General features: G+C 64.9%; 15 protein-coding genes and 1 tRNA gene. 9 read left to right on the top strand and 7 right to left on the bottom strand.

What is annotated here, in order from left to right; genetic code table 11:
- Nucleotides 1-90: 90 nt before the first annotated feature.
- Together U1702_RS10940 and U1702_RS10935 are read right to left on the bottom strand one after the other, a co-directional pair.
- Nucleotides 91-891, bottom strand: a complete 801-nt coding sequence (locus U1702_RS10940; RefSeq protein ID WP_332724322.1) for an undecaprenyl-diphosphate phosphatase — start codon at nucleotides 889-891, stop codon at nucleotides 91-93.
- An 80-nt stretch (nucleotides 892-971) separates the two neighbouring features.
- Complete coding sequence (locus tag U1702_RS10935; RefSeq protein WP_332724320.1) at nucleotides 972-1,904, bottom strand: complex I NDUFA9 subunit family protein; 933 nt, start codon at nucleotides 1,902-1,904, stop codon at nucleotides 972-974.
- 144 nt (nucleotides 1,905-2,048) lie between these two features.
- Between U1702_RS10935 and U1702_RS10930 the strand changes: the two genes are divergently transcribed.
- The 4 genes from U1702_RS10930 to U1702_RS10915 all read left to right on the top strand — a co-directional run bounded on the left by U1702_RS10930 (nucleotide 2,049) and on the right by U1702_RS10915 (nucleotide 6,987).
- Nucleotides 2,049-2,135, top strand: a tRNA-Leu gene (locus U1702_RS10930).
- 270 nt (nucleotides 2,136-2,405) lie between these two features.
- Nucleotides 2,406-3,083: a tyrosine-type recombinase/integrase gene (locus U1702_RS10925; protein ID WP_332724318.1), complete on the top strand. Its 678-nt coding sequence runs from the start codon at nucleotides 2,406-2,408 to the stop codon at nucleotides 3,081-3,083.
- Between the two features lie 296 nt (nucleotides 3,084-3,379).
- On the top strand, nucleotides 3,380-5,491 hold the full coding sequence (locus tag U1702_RS10920; RefSeq protein ID WP_332724316.1) for a glycoside hydrolase family 5 protein: 2,112 nt from the start codon (nucleotides 3,380-3,382) through the stop codon (nucleotides 5,489-5,491).
- On the top strand, nucleotides 5,488-6,987 hold the full coding sequence (locus tag U1702_RS10915) for a tryptophan halogenase family protein (protein WP_332724314.1): 1,500 nt from the start codon (nucleotides 5,488-5,490) through the stop codon (nucleotides 6,985-6,987). The genes U1702_RS10920 and U1702_RS10915 overlap by 4 nt, the downstream gene beginning before the upstream one ends.
- Here the strand turns inward: U1702_RS10915 and U1702_RS10910 are convergent.
- The 5 genes from U1702_RS10910 to U1702_RS10890 are packed head-to-tail and all read right to left on the bottom strand — an operon-like array spanning nucleotide 6,984 to nucleotide 14,952.
- Nucleotides 6,984-8,012, bottom strand: coding sequence for a cupin-like domain-containing protein (locus tag U1702_RS10910; protein WP_332724312.1), 1,029 nt, complete (start codon nucleotides 8,010-8,012; stop codon nucleotides 6,984-6,986). The genes U1702_RS10915 and U1702_RS10910 overlap by 4 nt on opposite strands.
- Nucleotides 8,009-10,507, bottom strand: coding sequence for a glycoside hydrolase family 3 protein (locus U1702_RS10905; RefSeq protein WP_332724310.1), 2,499 nt, complete (start codon nucleotides 10,505-10,507; stop codon nucleotides 8,009-8,011). Before U1702_RS10905 ends, U1702_RS10910 begins: the two co-directional genes overlap by 4 nt.
- Nucleotides 10,508-10,514: 7 nt before the next feature.
- Complete coding sequence (locus tag U1702_RS10900; RefSeq protein WP_332724308.1) at nucleotides 10,515-11,795, bottom strand: tryptophan 7-halogenase; 1,281 nt, start codon at nucleotides 11,793-11,795, stop codon at nucleotides 10,515-10,517.
- The gene (locus U1702_RS10895; protein ID WP_332724306.1) at nucleotides 11,792-13,303 is read right to left on the bottom strand and encodes a tryptophan halogenase family protein; all 1,512 of its coding nucleotides are present in this window, start codon (nucleotides 13,301-13,303) and stop codon (nucleotides 11,792-11,794) included. Before U1702_RS10895 ends, U1702_RS10900 begins: the two co-directional genes overlap by 4 nt.
- Entirely contained in the window at nucleotides 13,300-14,952 is a 1,653-nt protein-coding gene (locus tag U1702_RS10890; RefSeq protein ID WP_332724304.1) for a glycoside hydrolase family 43 protein, read from the bottom strand. Before U1702_RS10890 ends, U1702_RS10895 begins: the two co-directional genes overlap by 4 nt.
- A gap of 181 nt (nucleotides 14,953-15,133) precedes the next feature.
- On the opposite strand from U1702_RS10890, the gene U1702_RS10885 reads away from it, so the two are divergent.
- The 5 genes from U1702_RS10885 to U1702_RS10865 are packed head-to-tail and all read left to right on the top strand — an operon-like array spanning nucleotide 15,134 to nucleotide 21,305.
- Nucleotides 15,134-16,273, top strand: a complete 1,140-nt coding sequence (locus U1702_RS10885) for a fumarylacetoacetate hydrolase family protein (RefSeq protein ID WP_332724302.1) — start codon at nucleotides 15,134-15,136, stop codon at nucleotides 16,271-16,273.
- Nucleotides 16,274-16,289: 16 nt separating this feature from the next.
- Nucleotides 16,290-17,729, top strand: a complete 1,440-nt coding sequence (locus U1702_RS10880; protein ID WP_332724300.1) for an aldehyde dehydrogenase family protein — start codon at nucleotides 16,290-16,292, stop codon at nucleotides 17,727-17,729.
- A 32-nt stretch (nucleotides 17,730-17,761) separates the two neighbouring features.
- A complete protein-coding gene (gene xylB, locus U1702_RS10875) occupies nucleotides 17,762-18,520 on the top strand; it encodes a D-xylose 1-dehydrogenase (protein WP_332724298.1) in 759 nt (252 codons plus the stop codon).
- Nucleotides 18,520-19,395: an SMP-30/gluconolactonase/LRE family protein gene (locus U1702_RS10870; protein ID WP_332724296.1), complete on the top strand. Its 876-nt coding sequence runs from the start codon at nucleotides 18,520-18,522 to the stop codon at nucleotides 19,393-19,395. The genes xylB and U1702_RS10870 overlap by 1 nt, the downstream gene beginning before the upstream one ends.
- Entirely contained in the window at nucleotides 19,392-21,305 is a 1,914-nt protein-coding gene (locus tag U1702_RS10865) for a sialate O-acetylesterase (RefSeq protein ID WP_332724294.1), read from the top strand. The genes U1702_RS10870 and U1702_RS10865 overlap by 4 nt, the downstream gene beginning before the upstream one ends.
- The last annotated feature ends 8 nt before the right edge of the window (nucleotides 21,306-21,313 follow it).

Here is a 21,313-nt window from a genome sequence, read left to right as displayed (position 1 = left end):
TAGGTAAGCTTTACTTACCTATCTGGAGATGATTATCGGAATAGATACCGTGTCTGCGCAATTTCATTACAATAAAGAACCGATTCGGCCTTATCTGTATGTAAGCCAGATCAGTGCGGCGGTCCCGGCGACGATGCGATACCAAGCAAAGGGCGCAAAGCCGTAGCGCGTCACCACGGCGAGAAACGCCTTCACCACGATCCACGCGACCACGAATGAAACCAGCATGCCGACCCCGATAAGCCCGAAATCGTCGGCGGTCAGTTCGGCGCGATGCTTGAACAATTGCAGCACGGTCGCGCCGGTCAGCGTCGGCAGTGCGAGGAAGAAGCTGAACTCCGCCGCAGTCTTGCGATCGACGCCCATCGCCATCGCGCCCAGGATCGTCGCGCCCGACCGGCTGACCCCCGGGATCATCGCCAGACACTGGATCACGCCGATCCATGCCGATGTCTTGAAGGTGACATTCGCCACGCCACCGGCATCGGTTGTCTTCGCCAGCTTCTCGACCACCAAGATGGCGATACCCCCGGCGATCAACGCCCAGGCGACGACCACCGCGTTTTCGAGCAGCAGTTCGATATGGTCCCCGAATGCGAGGCCGAGCACGACGGCGGGGATGAACGCGATCAGCAAATTGCGCACGAACGCCACCGATTCGGGGTCCCAGCGGAACAGGCCGGTAAAGGCGTTCCAGAAGGTGCGCCAGTAGATCAGCACGATCGCCAGGATCGCGCCAGGCTGAATCGCGATGTTGAACACCGCCCATTTCTCGGCGGCATAGCCCAGCAATTCGGTAGCGAGGATCAGGTGGCCGGTCGACGAAACCGGCAGGAACTCGGTGATCCCCTCGACAATCCCCAGCAGAATCGCGGTAATCAGATCACCCACGGGGCAGTCTCCAGAGCAAAGTCAGGTCAAGGGGCGCACACGAACGGGTGCGGTATCGGGCGATATCGGCAAGGATGGGATCAGGCAGCCTGACGCGTGCCGGTAAAGCGCCCGTGCTTGCGATACTGCACCAGCCAGGCCGGAGCGACTGCGCCGAGCGGGGCGGGGACGATGCCGAGCGCCGCGAAGCCGTCCCCCGACGCGACATTATCCTGTTGCAGCATCAGCCACTGATCCTTTGTGATCGGCGCACCCGGCAGAAATCCGAGTGCGGCCATCCCCGCGCCAACGACATCGGGCAGCTCCACCACCGGCTTGTCCGCGCCGATCGCGCTGACCAGCCAGCGGTGGAAGGCGGTGAAGCTCAACACCTCCGGCCCGCCGAGTTCGAGCGTCTTGCTACCGAACGTCAGGGGTTCGCTCACTGCCTTGACGATCGCCGCGGCGACATCGGCGACCCACACCGGCTGGATCCGCGTGCCGCCGCGCAGCACCGGAACCACCGGCAGCATCGCGGCGAGCGCGGCGAAGCGGTTCACGAACGCATCCTCCTGCCCGAAGATCAGCGAGGGGCGCAGAATCGTGGCGGCGGGAAAGGCGGCGCGGACGAGGCGTTCGCCCTCGCCCTTCGACCGGCCATAGGCGGACGGCGATTCCTCATCCGCGCCGATCGCGGAAACCTGCACGAACGCAGTGGCACCGGCGGCGGCCGCCGCCTTTGCGACATTGCCCGCACCGATCGCGTTGACGTCGCGCATCGCACTGCCGAACACGCCGACCAGGTTTACGACGGCGTCCGAGCCCGCCAGCGAGCGGGCGAGCGATTCGGGGCGACGCACATCGACCGCGACGAACTGCGTCTGGCCAAGGCCGCCCTGCGGTTTCAGAAACAGCGCGCTGCGAGGATCGCGCTGGGCAATGCGAACGCGCGCGCCCGCTTTCAGCAGCGCCTGTGCGACATAGCGCCCGACGAACCCGCCGCCGCCGATCAACGTCACCAGCCTGTCCTTCATCGCGCCCTCTGTATAAAATCCGGTGTTCGAACCCGCGCCCTCCAATGCCCCGCGCCGCGCCAAAGGGCAACCATCTGAAGTGTCGCGCGAAGTGCCGGTTGACAACGCAACCAGCCGCCCCCTAAAGGCCGCCGCCTACCCCGTGCCCAGATGGCGGAATTGGTAGACGCACCAGCTTCAGGTGCTGGCGATCGCAAGGTCGTGGAGGTTCGAGTCCTCTTCTGGGCACCATTTACCTGTGCGCGGTGATCCGCCACAGTTGAAAAAGCCCCGGAAATCTGCGATGAATCTGGTCGCTGCCGTCCGCCGCCGTTCGCCCACAGTCGGGCGTATTTGGGGGCCAAGTTGGGGGCCATTTCAAAATCTAATTTGGAGTGGGCCCCATGCCTCTAAATGATGTTGCCATCCGCGCGGCTAAACCTGGCCCGAAGCCGATCAAGCTTTCAGATGAGCGTGGCCTGTTCCTTCTAGTCCAGCCGTAGGGCTGGCAAGCTGTGGCGGTTGAAGTATCGGATCGCGGGCAAGGAAAAGAAGCTGTCGCTCGGTCGCTATCCCGATGTGACGTTGAAGGATGCCCGGGAACGCAGTGCGGAGGCGCGCAAATTAATAGCGTCTGGGATCGACCCATCCGAGAAAAAGCGCATCGATCGGCTGGATGCAACGATGAAGGCAGCAACAACATTCAAGGCGGTGGCGGACGAATACATAGTAAAGTCTGAGCGCGAAGGGCGAGCCGCCGTAACGGTTGGCAAAGCGCGCTGGCTATTGTCACTGTTAGAGCCGGCTTTGGCCACGCGCCCGGTCGAAGAAATCACCCCGATCAAGCTGCTGGCGGCACTAAAGAAAATCGAAGCGCGCGGGCATCTAGAAACGGCGCGACGGATGCGGTCATTCGCTAGTCGCGTTTTTCGATATGCTGTTTCGACGGCTCGTGCGTCCGCTGATCCAGCAGCGGCGCTCCGCGGGGCGTTAGTCGCGCCAGTCGCTACGCACCATGCAGCTATACTCGATCACCAGGGCGTCGGTGCGCTGTTGCGCGCGATCGAGGGCTATGATGGCCAGCCCATCGCCATCTTGGCGACATCAAGAGCGGCCTTGCCGCTGTCCGCTCTTGGGGGGAGCCGAAAACTGGCCGCGAACCGCCGAGATTGGGTCTTCGCAGCTTCGGCGAGTAGCTGAACGAATGTCCGCATTCGCGTCTGATCACCCCGAGGCTGCCATTCTGCTAACGGCCCATCAGCCGACAGGCTGCTATTGCAATTACCCGTCAGGCAGCAACGCGCCCCACTTTCGGCCGTTCGGTGCGCGAATTGACAATCCCGAAATCTGCCGTTCGTTCATATAACTGATCGGGTGGTCAGGAAGCGGCTAAAGTTGAGAATTAGCTTACCCATGCTCACAATTAGCTTTGACCGTAAAAGGTGGTAGCGCTACCAAGTCGGACAAGCGGGAAATGCCGCACGGGGAGGTTCGCTATGAAACAATCGATGATGCTGATCGCGGCGATGACGTGCGTCGCGGTGCCCGCCGCCAACGCCGCCCGACCACGGGGCCTGCCCGTCGGGACCTGCATCAACATGGGCAACAGCCTTGAGCCGCCGACCGAAACTGGCTGGGGCGGGCATGCGATAACCGATGCCGATTTCACCAACATCGCCAAGGCCGGGTTTAAGACGATCCGGTTACCAGTGCGGTGGGACAGCCATGCCGCGAGAACCGCGCCCTATACAATCGAACCCGCCTTCCTCGCACGCGTGAAGCATCTGGTCGGCGCGGCGCAGGCGGCAGGGCTCAACGTCATTCTCGACAGCCATAATTTCGAATCGATGCACAGCGATCCGTTGGGTAGCGCGCCGCGTTTTGCCGGTATCTGGAAGCAGATCGGTGTCGCCTTTGCGTCGCAGCCGACGGCGAGCCTTTGGTTCGAACTGGAAAACGAACCACATGACAAGTTCACCAACGCCAATCTGGTTGAGGCACTGTCCCCGGCGCTTGCAGCCGTGCGCGCGACTAACCCCGACCGGCCGGTGATCATCGGTGGCGAAAACTGGAGCGGGATTGATTCACTCGCGACGTTGAAGCTGCCGGACGATCCCAACGTCTATCCGACCTTCCATTATTACGAGCCGTTCCAGTTCACCCATCAGGGGGCGGACTGGGTTAAGCCGGTGCCGCCGCTGGGCCGCGCTTATGGCATTGCCGACGATGCCGAACGGCTGGTTCGCGACGTGCAGAAGATCCGGGATTACAGCGCCCGCACCGGCCTTCTTCCCTTCATGGGCGAGACTGGTGCGCACACGACGACGCCGCTGGACCAGCGCGTGCGCTATCACGCGGCGGTGACCAAGGCTTTTGCGCCACTGGGTCTGGGCATGTGCACCTGGGCGTACACCAACACCTTTCCTTTCTACGATAGCGACAAGAAGGCGTGGCTGCCGGGGATGCGCGGCGCAATCGGACTGCCCGATACGACGGTAGCACCGGTGTCCGCCGCCGTTGCGCAGACGGCACCTGCGGCCGCTGGCGAGCGTCAGGCGACGCCCGAATTGCAGGCACTCGACGACAGCCTGCCGGGCAGTTTGATCAACGATCCGTCGTCGCTCAACTGGTCGACATTTGGCGCGATCATGAAATCGAAAATCGTCAAATCGCCTGACATTCCCGGCGGCGGGGCGGCGATCCAGTTCACGCTGCAATCGCTGGGGGTCGCGGCCTATGACGCCGGTGCCAATGTCCCGATCCGCACCGCCGTGCGCAACAAGGGGGACTATGTCGCAGCCTTTTGGGCACGCACGATCAAATCCGATGCTCCCGACGGCAAGGGGCGGATCAGCGCGCGTTTCCAGCAGAATGTCGCGCCCTATGCCGGGTTCGGCGACACGACGCTGACCGTTGGTGCCGAATGGCAGCTGTTCGAGGTGACGGCACCCGCCGATCGCGACATTCCAAAGGGGCAGGCTGTGTTCGGATTGCAGCTGGCCGGTGCGCGGCAGACGATCGAGATCGGGCAGGTGATCATCGTGGAGGGCGTCAAATCGATCCGCCAGACGACGGTGACGGCGGCCCCCGCCGCCGATCCGGAACTGCCGCCGCAACTGGTGGGCAAGGGGGTTCTGCTCAACGAACCGGCCAATCGCGAATGGCTGTTCTATGGGGCCAGTCAGGTGACGAAGGCGACGACGACCAGCGTCTATGGCCGGGTGGCGACCTTGCTGACGGTCAGCGCGGTGGGGGCCAATCCGTTTGACGCCGGTGCCGCCGTGCCACTGCGGGATGCCGTTGCCAAGGGCGACCGATTGCGCATTGCGATACTCGCGCGCACCGTGGCGGCATCGACCCCTGACGGACAGGGCAAGCTGACGATCCGGGTGCAGCAGAATGCCGCGCCCTATGACGGGTTTTCAGACAATGTGCTGACCGTGGGGCCGAACTGGCGGCTTTACCAGATCGGTACCACGGCATCGTTGGCGCTTGCGGCGGGGGCCGGCCAGCTCGCCCTGCACACCGCCGGGGCGGCGCAGACGATCGAAGTCGGCCCGGTCTATGTGTTGCGCGAACCGGCGGCGTCGGCCAAAGCCGGGGAATGACCGACCCCGTTCGCACCGTCGTCATCGTCGGCGGCGGCACCGCCGGATGGATGGCGGCGGCGGCGGCGGCGCGCTTTCTGAACGATGGCCAGCGGCGGATCATCTTGGTCGAATCCGATGCCATCGGCACGGTTGGGGTCGGTGAGGCGACGATCCCGCCGATCCGCGATTTCAACAGGATGCTCGGCATCGACGAGGCCGAGTTTATCCGCGAGACAAAGGCGACGTTCAAGCTAGGGATCGAGTTCGTCGATTGGGGCGCGTTGGGCGAACGCTACCTCCATCCATTCGGCGATCCGGGTCATAATTTCGAGGGCATTGCCTTTCACCAATATTGGCTGAAGCACCGCCACGACCCGCGCATACGGCGCTTCACCGACTATTTCATCACGGGTGCGGCGGTGCGTCACGGCGGATATGCGCCGCAAAGTGGCGACCCGCGATCACCGTTGAACCAGATGGCCGCCGCCTATCATTTCGACGCTGGGCTCTATGCAGTCTTTTTGCGCCGCCGGGCCGAAGCTGCTGGGGTCGAGCGGATCGAAGGGCGAATCGAAGGCGTCGCGCGCAACGGCGACAACGGCCATGTCGCGTCGCTGCGCCTGGCCGACGGACGCGATGTCGCGGGTGACTTTTTCATTGATTGCTCGGGCTTCGTCAGCCTGTTGCTCGGCAAGGAAATGGGGGTCGCTTATCGCGACTGGTCGCGCTGGCTGCCGTGCGACCGCGCGATCGCGGTGCCGTCGGCGCGGATCGACCCGCTGATCCCGGCGACCCGCGCTACGGCGCACGGATTCGGCTGGCAATGGCGCATCCCGCTTCAGCACCGCACCGGCAACGGCATCGTCTATTCGAGCGGCTATGCCAGCGACGACGAAGCGCGGGCCACGCTGCTCGCGAATCTCGACGACGAGCCGCTTGCGGAGCCACGCCCGCTGCGCTTCACGGCGGGGGTGCGCGAGCGCTTGTGGGAAGGCAATGTCGTCGCGCTGGGGTTGGCCGGCGGCTTTATCGAACCGCTCGAATCGACGAGCATCCATTTGATCCAGACCGGCATCAACAAGCTGTTCTGGCTGTTCCCCGACATGCGGTTCAGCGCGGTCGAGCGCGACGAATATAACCGGTTGATGATCGACCAATATGAATATGTCCGCGACTTTATCGTCCTGCATTACAAGGCGACGGCGCGCGACGACACACCGTTCTGGCGGGACGTGGCGGCGATGGAGATCCCCAATAGCCTGGCGCAAAAGGTCGAGCTGTTCCGGACCAAGGGTCGCATTCGCCGGTTCGACCACGACCTGTTCGGGATCGCTAACTGGGCGGCGGTGATGCTGGGGCAAAACATCTTGCCCGATGGCCATGATCCGCTCGTCGATGCGACCGACGACGACCGCATCATCGCGGCGATGGAGCGGATTGCCGCGGTGTTCGACCAGCAAGCGCGCGCGATGCCGAGCCACGCTGATTATATTGCCAAGCTGATGACGCGCTAACCGGGCCCCATCAGGCCGCGCAGCACGAAGTTGCGGATGGTCTGGTCACGCTTGGGCGATGCCGGGCCCTGAACACCCTGGGCATGCGGCGGCAAATGATCCGCCGTGGTTGCGCCGTCGTCGCCAAAGATGAAATGATCGAACCAGGTCCGCCAGGCAGCACGCTCGGCGGGCGGCAAGTCGCGGAGCGCGAGCAAGGCATGCGCAAAGGCCAGCAGCGGCGAACTGCCCGCATGCGCGTCGAGCCAATAATTGACCATCAGATTGAGCGGCCCGGTGGCGCGGATATTGTGCCACCACAGTGACGGGATGAAGATCGCGTCGCCGGGTTGCAGCGTCGCGACCTGTGCTGCCGTCATCGCGTCGGCAAAGCGCGGGTAGCGTGCGAGGTCGGGATCATCGACCGGAACCATGCTGACCGGCTGCCCCGCCGGGGTTTTGTTGAGCGGGCCGAGATAGAGGTTGGCGACCTGTTCGGGCGGAAACAGCACGAAACGTCGAACCCCCGAGACGACGACCGCGATGTTGTCCGACTGATCGAAATGGGTTGCGATGAGCGAGTCATTGCCCGTCCACAGCCGCGGCGTGGCACCCAGCGCATCGACCGGCAGCTGATGATCGGCGAGAAAGCCGGGCATGAAATCGGCGGCGGGCGTCGATCCCGCATAGAAGCTCGGCGGGTCGGCCTGTTCGCTCGCCCACAGCAGCCGGTCGAGCAACTCGGCCATCGTCGCCTGTTCGGTGCGAAAGTTGAACCCCGCCATGTCGGCGCGATAGAAGAAATGGCCCTGCGTCCCCGGGGGCGCGGTGAACACGTTCATCGGGGCGCCCCGGCCGTAGCGCCCGATCAAGGTCGCGAGCGTCAGTATGTCGTGCCGCGCCGCCTCAACCGCTGGCCAGTGCGCAGTCAGGCCGCGCAGGACCAGCGGGCGACCGTTCGCCCCGGCCAACGCGACCTGCGCCTGGGCGGCGTCGGTCGCGTCGGTCTCGGCGATTGGCGCTGCCCGGGTCAGCCAGTCGCTCATGGGCAGGGAATCGTTACGTCCGCGACCGAAGCAAGCCGCACCTCGGCAAGGCTGAAACGCACGGCACCCTCGGTCATCAGCCGGAACGGCGTCTCGACGCGGGCCATGTCGGCGCCTTTCGAGGCGAAGCACTTGAGCGGCACGCCATAGCTGCGCCATTCGCCGACCGGCGCGGTCGACAGCGCGGCAAACGGAATGCCGGTCCTATTGAACACCAACGTCGCGGGCTTGGTCGGGCGCTGATCGACCCGCATCGTGGCGACCAGCAGCAGGTCGCCATTGCTTTCGCGGGTCAACTCGATCGGAGAAAAGCCCGATACTTCGACCGTCGCCTGACCGCCGGAAATAGCGAACTGGCGCGCGCCCTCTTGCACGATATGATTCGTCGCGGTCACGGTGACTCGTCCGCTCAGTGCCTTGGCTGGGACGGTGGTGATGCGCGTCGAGTCACTGGTGCCGTCCAGCACACGCAACGACCAGGATGCGGCGGGTACGCCTTTGGCGAACCAGATATTGCCGCTATCGCTGGCATCGACCCCCGGATCTTCGGACAGCGCGGTCCAGGCCTTGCGGTCAGCCAGACCCATGCCATAGCCGAACGGGAACAGCACGGGCCCACCCGCTCGTGCCGTCGCCGGCCACGCTGTCGGCAATTTCCCGGTGAAGTCGAAGCGCGGTTTGCCGTCCTTGCCCGCGATCAGAACGTCGGCGATGCCGCCGCCTTCGGATCCCGGAAGCCAGGCGGCGACGAACGCGTCGGCGACATTGAGTTCAGGGTTCATGAACAGCGGCCGTCCACTGATCATCACCGCGATCACCGGAATACCGGCAGCCTTCAGTTTCTGCATGGTGGCAAAGGGCGCGCGCAATTCGGGTCGCAGTTGCAGCGTCTTCAGGTCACCCTGAAACTCGGCATAGGGCGTTTCGCCGAACACGACGATCGCGGCGTCGGGCTTCTTGCGATACCCACCGTCAGGCGCAAGCTCGGTGCTACCGCCCGCCGCCTTGACGGCGTCGTCCAGCCCCTTCCAGATCGACGTGGCACCGGGGAAGTTGGCGTTGGTGACGTCGGTCCCCTGCCATGTCAGCGTCCAGCCGCCCGACTGGCGTCCGATGTCGTCGGCGGCGTCGCCCGCGACCAGGATATGGCTGCCGGGCTTGATCGGCAAAACACCGCCCTGATCCTTGAGCAGCACCAGCGATTTGCGCACCGCCTCCCGCGCGATGGCACGGTGGTCGGGCGCGCCGAGCAAATCCCATTGTCCGGCATAGGGTCGGCTCGACGGCTTGCCCGCCTCGAACAGCCCAAGGCGCATCTTGACCCGCAGGATGCGCGCGACGGCGTCATCGATCCGCGTCATCGGCACCGTTCCGTCCTTCGCCTGCGCGACGAGTGAGGTCCACATCGCCTTCCAGCTGTCGGGTGCCATCACCATGTCGAGCCCGGCATTTACCGTCTGCGGGCACGATGCGTTGGTGCATCCGGCGACCTGGCCATGCGCGTTCCAGTCGCTGACGAGGAAGCCATCGAAGCCCATATGGTCCTTCAGCAGATCGGTGAGCAGCGATTTGTTGCCGGTGTTCTTGACGCCGTTCCAGCCCGAAAAGCTGACCATGATCGTCGCCACGCCCTGTTCGAGTGCGGGGACATAGGGCGCACCGTGGATGTCGCGAAGCACCTCTTCGCTTATCTGCGCATCCCCCTGATCGCGCCCGTCGACGGTTCCGCCATCGGCCAGATAATGTTTGGTCGAGGCGATGACATACGGCCCCTTGAGCAGGTCCTTGCCAGTGGCCGGTCCCTGCAACCCGCGCACCATGCGACCGACATATTCGCTGACCAGCGCCGGGTCGGAGGAGTATCCTTCATAAGCGCGGCCCCAGCGATAATCCTGTGGCACCGTGACCGTCGGGGCAAAGGTCCATTCCATGCCGGTCGCACGGATTTCGAGCGCGGTCGCGCGCGCGATCCGTTCGATCAGATCGGGATCGCGCGCCGCGCCCAGCCCGACATTGTGCGGAAACAGTGTCGCGCCGACGATATTGCTGTGGCCGTGCACGGCGTCGGTACCCCAGATGATCGGGATGCCGACGCCACCGCCCGACGTGTCGACCGACGCCGCATAAAAGGCATCAGCCAGCGCCAGCCATTTCTCGGGCGGTGCGAATTCGTCATTGCCCGGCGCGCTGTTGCCGCCGTTCAGGATGGAGCCGATATGATAGGTCTTCGCCTCAGCCGGGGTAATGCTGGCAATATCGGCCTGAACGATCTGCCCGATTTTTTCCTCGATCGTCATGCGCGCGATGAGGGCAGCGATCCTCGCCTCGGCTGCGGCATCGCGCGGCAACGGCCATGCCGGGGCTGGCCATTTCTCGGGATTCGCAGTCGCCTCGGGCGTCAGCGGGGCGAGAAGCAGCGGCCGTTCCTGCGCGCTGACCGGCACCGCACAGGCGGACGATAGCAGCAGGTATAGCCAGGTCGGGTTACGCATCATGATCCTCTCATCGCGGCGTGGTCGTAACGCCGGATTCGGCGGCACGGGCAATTGTCATTCGGACGATTTCTTCGGGCAGGGCCAGCGCCGTCGGGTCGATCCGGCGCGGCGGTGGGCGCAGCGCCATCAACCGCGCGAGCCACGCACCGGGCGTGATCGGGTCCAGTTCGCGGGGTGCGATCCGTCCACGCGCGTCGAACGCGGCGAGGATCGCGGCAAGGCTGTCCGGACAGGGCGCACCGTCGGCCATGAAACACAGGCCACTCCAGTCGGCAAGCGCATCATGCGCGATTGCGGTGCGCCGGACATATTCACTGCTGTCGCGATCGTCGCCACCGGGCCGGGGCAGCAGCGTGATCAGGCGCAATATGTCTTCCAAGGCCGTGCCAAGCAGCATGCCATCGGCGACCGGTGCGTGGACCGCTGCCTCGCCGATCGCGACGGCGTTTGCTTGCGCACTGTGGTGCAGACGGCCAGTGGCGGGGCCGGAGGCCGGGATGACCGTCGCGCGCCACAAAGGCGTCTGCCAGTGCAGGCAGCTCGACGCCGTCGTCAGCGTCTCCTCCCCGGGCGCGCCCGCACCTTCGGGAACGATCGTCAGCGCGCGCGGCGTTAGTGAGGTCGCCCAGTCGCACCATTCGGTGCCGAGCGCCGTCAGCAAGCGCGAGCGCGGACCCGCTGCATCGATGTACAGATCGGCGGTCAGAGTCGCATCGGATGTGGTGACGCCGTCGATGCGTTCGCCATCGGCCTCGACCTGGATATCCGCGCTGTCGCACCGAACGATGTTCAACGCTGCGGCCATGTCCGCCAGCAAATCGGCATAGGCGGGAGCGTGGAACCGCACACCAAAACCGCCTTCATCGCCATGCGCATCGCGCAGCGCGAGGAGCATCGCGGCGAAGTCCGGTTTGGCCTCACCGGTGCTTGCGCCATGGCGAAGCCAGATATGGTGGAGCGGGACGCCCTCGACGAACGGAATGGCGGCGGTGCACGCCTCGCGCAGATCGGGCTGGCCGGGGCCGACATAGCGGCGCAGATGAACCGGCTGAGCCCCGGCGCGCTGGACGAACAGCCGGGGATCGAGGCCGATCTGGCGGTGAAATTTATGAATGACCGGACCGGCGGCGCCGAGCCGGTTGATCCAGCCGTCCGGGTTCGGCGGCAACTGAAGCAGCGTGACCGCGGCACCGGGCAGGGCGCGGCGCATTGCGATCGCCGCCGCAATCCCGACGATACCGTCGCCGATGACCAGCACCGACCGGGTCAGGGCAAATGCAGCACTCACGCCGCCTCCCACGCCCCGGCTTCGCGAAGATAGGCGGCATGATCGGGCCATGCTGCAACGCGCTGACGGATTGCCGTATCGAGTTCGCTCAACGATTGTGCGATGCGATCCTGCGGCGGGATATCGGCACGCTGGTCATAACCGTGCGGCAAGACCCCCTGACCCAGATAGACCGCGACCCAGCTGGCTTCGAGAAACAAGCCTTCAGTGTAGCGTTCGACCCGACCGGTATCGCGCCACAGCGTCATCTTGCGCTGAAGTTCGGGGGGCAGCGCCATCGTCCGGACATGGTTCCAGAAATCCGAATCGTCGCGGCGCGTGGCGTGATAATGGAGGATCAGGAAATCGCGGATGCGGTCATATTCGCGGTCGACCAACGTGTTGAAGGTGTCGCGGTCGGCGGGGTCGATACGGCGCTGCGGGAAGAGTTCGACCAGTCGCGTGACCGCCTGCTGCACCAGGTGAATGCTCGTCGATTCGAGTGGCTCCAGAAAGCCGCTGGCGAGGCCGATGGCGACTACGTTGCGGTCCCAGCTTTTGGTGCGCCGCCCGGCGCGAAAGCGCAGGATGCGCGGGTCGGCGAGTGGCTCCCCCTCGATCGCGCCCAGTATCGCGCTGCACGCTTCATCGTCCGAGACATGGTTGCTCGAGTATACATAGCCGTTGCCGACGCGGTGCTGAAGCGGGATCCGCCAACGCCAGCCGGCGGGCATCGCGGTGGCGCGGGTGTAAGGCTCGATCGGCCCGTCTGGCGCGGTACACGGCAGCGCGGCGGCGCGGTCGCATGGCAGCCACTCGGACCAATCCTCCCATGACGATTCCAGCGTTTCGCCGATCAGCAGCGCGCGAAAGCCGGAGCAGTCGATGAACAGGTCGCCTTCAATGACGTCGCCGCGATCGGTGCGCAGGCTGGCGACATCGCCGCTTTCCGCGTCGCGTTCGACCGCGACGACCTTGCCCTCGCTGCGCCGAACACCGTGCGCCTCGGCAAAGCGGCGCAGCATCGGTGCCATGCGGGTCGCGTCGAACTGATAGGCGTAGCTGTAGCTGCTATCGAGAAAGTCGCCGTCGGCGGGGATCGGAGCGAACCGTCTGGCGCGCGAGGCGACGATCGGGACTGAATAGTCACAGATCGGGGGAACATGCCCTGCCGCCTTCATCCGCAGCCAGTAATGGTGAAATCCCACGCCCGCGATGTCGGTGCCATAGGCACCGAACGGATGGATATAGCGTTCACCGATCGCGCCGAAATCGACGAAATCGATCCCGAGCTTGAAGGTCGCGCGCGTGGTGCGCATGAACTCCATCTCGTCCAGCCCAAGGCGGCGGATAAATTCGCGCAGATGCGGCAAGGTCGCTTCGCCAACCCCGACGATGCCGATTTCCTCGGACTCGATCAGATGGATGTCGGCCTGCCCGGGCAGCAATTTGGCGAGCGCGGCGGCGGTCATCCAGCCTGCGGTGCCGCCGCCCAGGATGACGACGCGAACGGAATCCGGGTGAGTCAAAATGCGCGCTCGGCACGCGCGGCGTGTGGTCCGATCACCGCGCCGGTGAACAATCCCGCCCCAACCGTCGCCAAGATCGACGCATCGACGCCCTTAGCCAGCGATTGCCACGCGCCGGTACCCGCCGGGCGCCACGACAGATCGGCCTTGTCGCGGTTGATGCGCATCTGAAGGTCGATCGCCATGGGTGCCTTGTCGCCCAGCATGGACTGCTTGGCCACTATTCCCTCAGCTGCCTCGCCAGCCGCGGTACGACGTCGCAGCACGATGGCTTCGCCATCCGCCAATCGCTCGCGCCCAAAAAAGAGGAAGTGGTTTTCATCGGTCAGTGCAAGCAGGCCGGCGCGGTCGCCGGTCGCGAGGGGTGCAAACTCGACGCGGGTTTCGATCACGGCGTCGTGATGGCGCAGCCGCTTGCCGACAAAGCTCGGCTGGTCGAGCGAACCCGCGGCGACGGGCCGCGCCGTTAGCTGCAGCATGCCGCGCCGGTCCGACAGGTTCCACCAGTCACGACCCTGCGGCGTGCGCAGCATCATCCAGTCGCGCGCCAGGCGGGGCTGCTCAAATTCGTCACGCCAGCGGGTGAAATCGTCACCGGCGAAAGCGGGAAGCGCGGGTCGCTTGCTGGTCGGCGTGATCGCTGCGGTGGGCTGCAGGATAAGCGGCCAACCGTCTTTCCAATTCACCGGCAGCAGGAACGTTTCCCGCCCCAGATTGGTCTGTTGCCCGGCATAGGGCCGCGTGGCCAGGAACACCGCCCACCAGCTGCCGTCCGGAATTTGCACGAAATCGGCATGACCCGTCGCCTGCACCGGCCATGCGCGGCCCTCGGGCAGGTCGCGTTGCGTCAAGATCGGGTTGTTCGAGCCGGCTACATAGGGGCCATCGACCTTGTCGGCGCGATAGATGGTCTGGCTGTGCCGGTCGGCAGTCCCGCCCTCGGCTGCGGTCAGATAATAGTGACGGCCCACTTTGTAGATGTGCGGCCCCTCAGCCCATACCGGCTTGTCGGCGGCGTGAACGCCCTTGTCGACCAGCAGGACGCGCCCTGCCGCCATCTTCATCGTGGTCAGGTCGATCCGTTGCAGCCACAAGGCGCGGTGGCCGTCATATCCGGGCGGCCCCGGCGGCGCGTCGTTATACGCGATCCACGCGCGCCCATCGTCATCGACGAACAGCGAGGGGTCGATACCGCCGAAATCCAGCCAGTGCGGATCGGACCACGGCCCCGCCGGATTGTCGGCGGTAATGATGAAATTGCCGCCGCATTCGATGCAGGTGTTGACGATGTAGAATCGCCCGGCGTGATGGCTGATCGCTGGCGCGAACAATCCGCGCGTGACACCCAGTTTGCCGATCGTCAGCTGGCCCGGACGGTCGATCGCATTGCCGATCTGACGCCAGTGGACCAGATCTTTGCTGTGATAAACGGGCAGACCGGGGAACCAGCTGAACGTCGAATTGACCAGATAATAATCGTCGCCGACGCGGACGATCGACGGGTCCGGCTGAAAACCGGGCAGCACCGGATTGGCGAAATCGCCGGGTTTGACGGCCATCGTTTCTGCGTCGGGCGTGCCGGAATAGGTGACATAGTCGAAGCGCGCGACCGGCGGCGCGGCGCTCTGCGCGGCGGCCGATCCAGCCACCAGCACCAACGCTGCCCATGCAATATTGCGCCAAGCCGACAACCCGTTCCTCCCGCTTCACCCGTCCGGTCGGGCATCGTCGCCGTCCCGCCGCATGTTTTCTATCGCCAACCTTGACACGACCCACTAGAGCGTGATGGTAGCGCTATCACAACAATGGCTGCGGGGAGGATTTAGGTCAATGGGTTTCGCGTTGGGAACCGCTTTGCCGTCGGACTGGCGCTCGGCGCGCCTGCTCGGGCGGGTCGATTTTGGCGCGGGACCGACTCCGGTGCTGATCGACGGCGGCACCCTGTATGACCTGACCCCCAGCGCCGCGACAGTGTCGGCGGTGATCGCACGGCGGCAATGGCGGCCTGAAGATGGCGAGATCATCGCAACGTTGGATGCCGACGCCCCGATACTACCCGATGGCGCGATGTTGTTGAGCCCGATCGACCTGCAATGCATCAAAGCGGCGGGGGTGACCTTTGCCGTCTCGGCGATCGAGCGAGTAATCGAGGAGCGTGCGCGGGGCGATGCCTCACAGGCGGCAAGCATCCGCGCAGGCCTGGAAGAGGATGTCGGACAGGGCATCCGATCGGTCGTCCCCGGATCGCCCGAGGCTGCGGCGCTCAAGGCGGCGCTGATCGCCGAGGGCATGTGGTCGCAATATCTTGAAGTCGCGATCGGCCCCGATGCCGAAGTCTTTACCAAATCGGCGGTGCTGTCGTCGGTCGGTCATGGGGCGGCGGTCGGGATACGTTCCGATTCGAGCTGGAACAATCCCGAGCCCGAAGTCGCGCTGATCATGGACAGCGCGGGCGAGGCGGTCGGCGCGACCTTGGGCAATGATGTCAATCTGCGGGATTTCGAGGGGCGTTCGGCGCTGCTGCTCGGCAAGGCGAAGGACAATAATGCTTCGGCGGCGCTTGGCCCGTTCATCCGCCTGTTCGACGACGCGTTCACGATCGACGATGTGCGGGCTGCCGAGATCGACCTGCTGATCGAGGGCGCCGACGGCTATGTGCTGACCGGAAAGAACCAAATGGCGCAGATCAGCCGCGACCCGCTCGATCTGGCGGTACAGGCGCGCAGCGAGCATCATTATCCCGATGGGTATGCGCTTTACCTGGGCACCTTGTTCGCGCCGACGCAGGATCGCGACGTGCCGGGCGGTGGCTTTACGCACAAGGTCGGCGACCGGGTGACCATCTCGGCGGCGCGGCTCGGGACGCTGGAGAATCGCGTAACCACCTCGCGCGATGCCCCGCCCTGGACGATGGGGATCGCAGAACTTTTCCGAAATCTGGCGAGCCGCGGGCTCATCGATCGCATTTGAAGGACTCCAACCACCCATGACTTTGAAACTCGGCCATTTGATCAACGGCGAGCGCGTCAGCATCGACGACGCGGCGCTGGAAAGTCTGAATCCGTCGAACACTGACGAAGTCGTCGCGCTGTTTCCTGCGGGTGATGCAGGCACGGTCGATGCGGCGGTGGCAGCCGCCCGCGCGGCACAGCCGGGCTGGGCCAACGCCTCACCCGAAGTTCGCGCCGACCTGCTCGACAAGGTCGCCGCAACGATCATGGCGCGCGCCGCCGAGCTGGGCGAGCTGCTCGCGCGCGAAGAGGGCAAGACCCGTGCCGAGGGCATGGGCGAAGTGATGCGCGCGGCGCGGATCTTTCGCTATTTCGGGGGCGAGGCGCTGCGTCGCCATGGCCAGACGCTCGAATCGACTCGGCCGGGGCTGGACGTCGCGACCTATCGTGAGGCCGTCGGCGTCTATGGCCTGATCACACCGTGGAATTTCCCGATCGCCATCCCGGCATGGAAGGCAGCCCCGGCGCTCGCGTTCGGCAATACGGTGGTGATGAAGCCTGCCAACGTCACGCCCGCGATCGCGAGCGCGCTGGCCGACATCATCACCGAATGCGGTGCGCCGCCGGGGGTGTTCAACCTCGTGCTCGGCCAAGGGCAGGTCGGGGCGGCAATCGCCGATCATGCCGATGTCGACGCGATCTCCTTCACAGGCTCGCAAGGCGTCGGCGCGAAGGTCGGCATGGCCGCGATGACGCGTCAGGCGCGCGTGCAGCTCGAAATGGGCGGCAAGAACCCGCTGGTCATTCTTGCCAATGCCGATCTCGACAAGGCGGTGGCGATCGCGCTCGACGGTGGCTTCTTCCAGACCGGTCAGCGCTGTACCGCTTCTTCGCGGGTGATCGTCGAGGATGCGATCCACGACCGGTTCGTCGCGGCACTTGCCGAGCGGGCGAAGGGGCTGCGCGTCGGCGCGGCGCTCGATCCCGATACGCAGGTCGGCCCTGCCGCGAGCGCGGCGCAGTATGAACAGAATCTGCGCTATGCCAAAATCGCGGTTGATGAGGGCGGGCGCTGCGTCACCGGCGGCGGCGAAGTGAAGGGCGCGACGCCGGGCTATTACATGGCACCGACGCTCATCGCCGACACCAACCCCGACATGCGGATCAACCGTGAGGAGGTGTTTGGCCCGGTAGTGTCGACCGTCCGCGTGAAGGATTATGAGGCGGCGCTCGAACTCGCCAACGCCGGCGAATTCGGACTGTCGGCCGGCATCGTCACCAACAGCCAGAAACATGCGCGGCACTTCCGCAAACATGTTCGCGCCGGGATGGTGATGGTCAATCTGCCGACTGCGGGCGTCGATTATCATGTGCCGTTCGGCGGAACGCGCAAATCGAGTTACGGTGCGCGTGAGCAGGGCTTTGCCGCAGTCGAATTTTATACCCAGATCAAGACGGTCTACACGGGGGATTGAGCGTGCTGACTGCAACGACAGAAAATCGGACATTGGCGGCGAAATATCCCAGCCTCGCCGAAAAACGCGTGCTGATAACTGGTGGCGCATCGGGCATCGGTGAGGCGCTGGTCACCGGCTTCGTCGAACAAAATGCGCATGTGGCGTTCCTGGACATGCAGTGCGATGCGGGTGAGGCGCTGGTCGAGCGTCTGTCGAGCAGCGGTGCCGTGACGCCGTGCTTCGCATATTGCGACCTTACCGATCTGAGCAGCCTTGGTCGCAATATCGCGGCACTCGCCGCCGAACTCGGCGATTTCGACATCCTATTGAACAACGCGGCGAGCGACGATCGCCATAGCATCGGCGACGTCACCCCCGCTTATTGGGACGAGCGGATGGCCGTCAATCTGCGTCATTTGTTTTTCGCCGCACAGGCGGTCGTCCCGGGAATGAAGGCCGCAGGCGGCGGTTCGATCATCAACTTCGGGTCGATCAGCTGGCATCTCGCACTGCCCGATCTGGTCCTTTACCAGACCGCGAAGGCAGCGATCGAGGGCATGACCCGGTCGATGGCGCGCGAGTTGGGCAGCGATAATATTCGCGTCAACACAATTATCCCCGGCAATGTCGAAACCGCGCGCCAAGCCAAATGGTACACGCCCGAGGGCGAGGCCGAGATCATCGCCGCACAATGCCTGAAGACGCGGGTGCAGCCGGCCGATATCGCGGCGATGGCGCTGTTCCTCGCCGCAGACGACGCGCGCATGTGCACCGGCCACGACTATTGGGTCGATGCGGGCTGGCGCTGATGACGATGATCCCGGAACCCGTCGCTTTCCCGTCAGCATCGCTGGGCGAGGGACCCGTCTGGGATGCCGCGCGTCAGTGCCTGTGGTTCGTTGACATCAAACAGCGCCGCCTGTTCCGCTTTGATCCTGCATCGATGACGCTGGACCACTGGTGCGCGCCAGAAGAGATCGGCTGGGCACTGCCGGCGGACGACGGGCGGTTGCTCTGTGGCTTGCAGGACGGGCTCCATTGGTTCGATCCCGCCAGTGGTGAGTTTGCGGCGTGGCTGGCGATCGAGCCGGATATGCCGGGCAATCGCCTGAACGATGCGTGTAGCGACGCCTCTGGCGCCGTGTGGTTCGGGTCGATGGACAATGCCTGCGTCGCCGCGACCGGCAGCTTCTATCGGTTGTCCCGCGGCCGCGTCGAGCGCGCTGGCCCCGGCCCCTTTGCGATTACGAACGGGCCGGCGATTTCACCCGACGGCGCCACCATTTATTTCACCGATACCGGGGAACGAGAAATCTGGTCGGCGCGTCTTGGCGACGATGGTTTGCCGGAAGCGCCACGTCTCCTTGTCGGCTTTTCGGACGATATGGGGCTCCCCGACGGATCGATCACCGACGCGGCGGGCAATGTTTGGGTTGGGTGCTATGCCGGGTGGGCGGCGCGCTGCTTCAATCCGGCGGGTGAGGAGATCGCGAAAGTCGAGTTCCCGACCGCCAACATCACCAAACTCGCCTTTGGCGGCCCCGACTTCGCAACGCTCTATGCCACGTCCGCGCATCAGGAAATGTCGGCGGAGGCGCGGGCGGCGCAACCGCTGGCGGGCGCCCTGTTCGCTTTCCGGCCTGAGGTTGGAGGTCATCCACTGGCACGAGTCCGTACCGCATGATCGGGCGTATGCTGATTGCGCTGGCCGCTATCGCTGCGAGCGCTCCAGCCACCGCGCAAGTGACGCTCGCGCCCGTTTTCGGCGACCACACCGTCATTCAGCGCAACCAATCGATTGTTGTAAACGGCACCGCGCCGTCCGGCACGAAACTGGTCGTCCGGCTAGCTGGCAAGAATGCAGCGATCACGGCTGACCGCGGCGGTTCATGGAAAGCCGACTTTCCCGCACTTCCGGCGGGGGGACCCTATGATCTGACGGTACTCGACGCCGACGGCCGCGATGTGGCCTCGGCGCAGGATGTGATGATCGGCGATGTCTGGCTGTGTTCGGGCCAGTCGAACATGGAGCTGCCGGTGCGTCGCGCGCTCGATTTCGATACGCAGGCGGCGAGTTTTGCCGACCCGGGTCTGCGGTTGCTGACGGTAGAGAAGGCAACGGCGACGGCACCGCAGGGCCGCTTTGCTGCGCCGCCATCATGGACGCCGGCATCGGCCGATAGCGTCCCCGATTTCTCCGCCGCCTGCTATTATATGGTGCGCGACCTTCGTGTGGCACGCGGGGTCGCGATCGGCGCGATCGACGCGACTTGGGGCGGCACCCAGATCCGCGCATGGCTGACCCCCGCCGCGACCCGGACGATCTATGGCCAGAGCGAGGCCGATCTGCTGGCGCTCTACACGCGCGACCCGCTCGCGGCGAACCGAGCCTTCTTCCCGCGCTGGGCCGATTGGTGGCGGACCCTAAGCGGCGATGCGGCAGGCAGCGAGCCGTGGCACAAGCCCGATCGCCTCAGCTGGACGCCCTTTCCCGCGATATCCTATTGGGACGACTGGAAGAGCGGGGATTTCAAGAACTTCAACGGTTACGTCTGGGCACGACGCAGCGTGACTTTGACGGCAGCGCAGGCGGCGCAGGGTGCGACGCTCTCGCTCGGCGTGATCGACGACAGCGACGAGACGTTCGTCAACGGCAAGGTCATCGCCAATACGTTCAGCTGGTCCGACGCTCGCCATTATGCCGTCCCCGCCGGCCACTGGCGTGCGGGTGTGAACGAGATCGTCGTGCTGGTCGGCGACAGCTGGGGCAATGGCGGGTTTCAGGGGCCGGCGGATGCGCTGAAGCTGCGCTTTGCCGACGGGAGCGAGATGCCGATCGGCGATGGTTGGTCCTACGCCGTTGCGACGACAAAAGCGGGCGGCGCACCGCGGCCGCCATGGGACCAGATTGCCGGACTAGGTCTTATTCACAACGCGATGATCGCGCCGCTTGGCCCGATCCGCCTCGACGGCATTGCCTGGTATCAGGGCGAGGCCGATGTCGGGATGTCCCGATATGATGCGCGCCTCGCCGCGTTGATCGACGGCTGGCGGGGCCAATTCGGCCGGAAGGACCTTGCGGTATTGATCGTCGGGCTCGCCAATTTCGGTGCGCCGGTGACGAAGCCGTCAGAGAGCGGCTGGGCGCTGCTGCGCGACGAACAGCGCCGTGCCGCCGATGCCGATCCCCGGGTTACGCTGGTTCCCGCGATCGATCTGGGCGAGCGGCTCGACATTCATCCTGCGAACAAGATCGAGCTGGGACACCGACTGGCACGCGCGGCGCTGGGCAAGCCGCTGCCGCGGGTCGTGGATGCGGCGCGACAAGGCGACGCGATCGTCGTGCGTTTCGACGGCGTGACCGGCGCACTGGTAAGCTGGAGCAGCGTACAGGCAATCGGGTTCGAATTGTGCAGCGATGCTGCGGGCAGCTGCCGTTTCGCGTCCGCCGTGGCCGAGGGGGCGACGGTGAGGATAAGCACCGACGGCAAGCCCGCATCGCGAGTCCGCTATGGCTGGGCGGACACCCCGGTCGTCAACCTGTTTGACGGTGCGAACCTGCCGGTCGGCAGCTTCGAGGTGCCGATCCGCTAAGCGCGTCC

Source organism: Sphingomonas sp. LT1P40, assembly GCF_036663835.1.
In the GTDB taxonomy this organism is placed as follows: Bacteria; Pseudomonadota; Alphaproteobacteria; order Sphingomonadales; family Sphingomonadaceae; genus Sphingomonas.
This window is presented reverse-complemented; position numbering and strand designations above follow the sequence as displayed.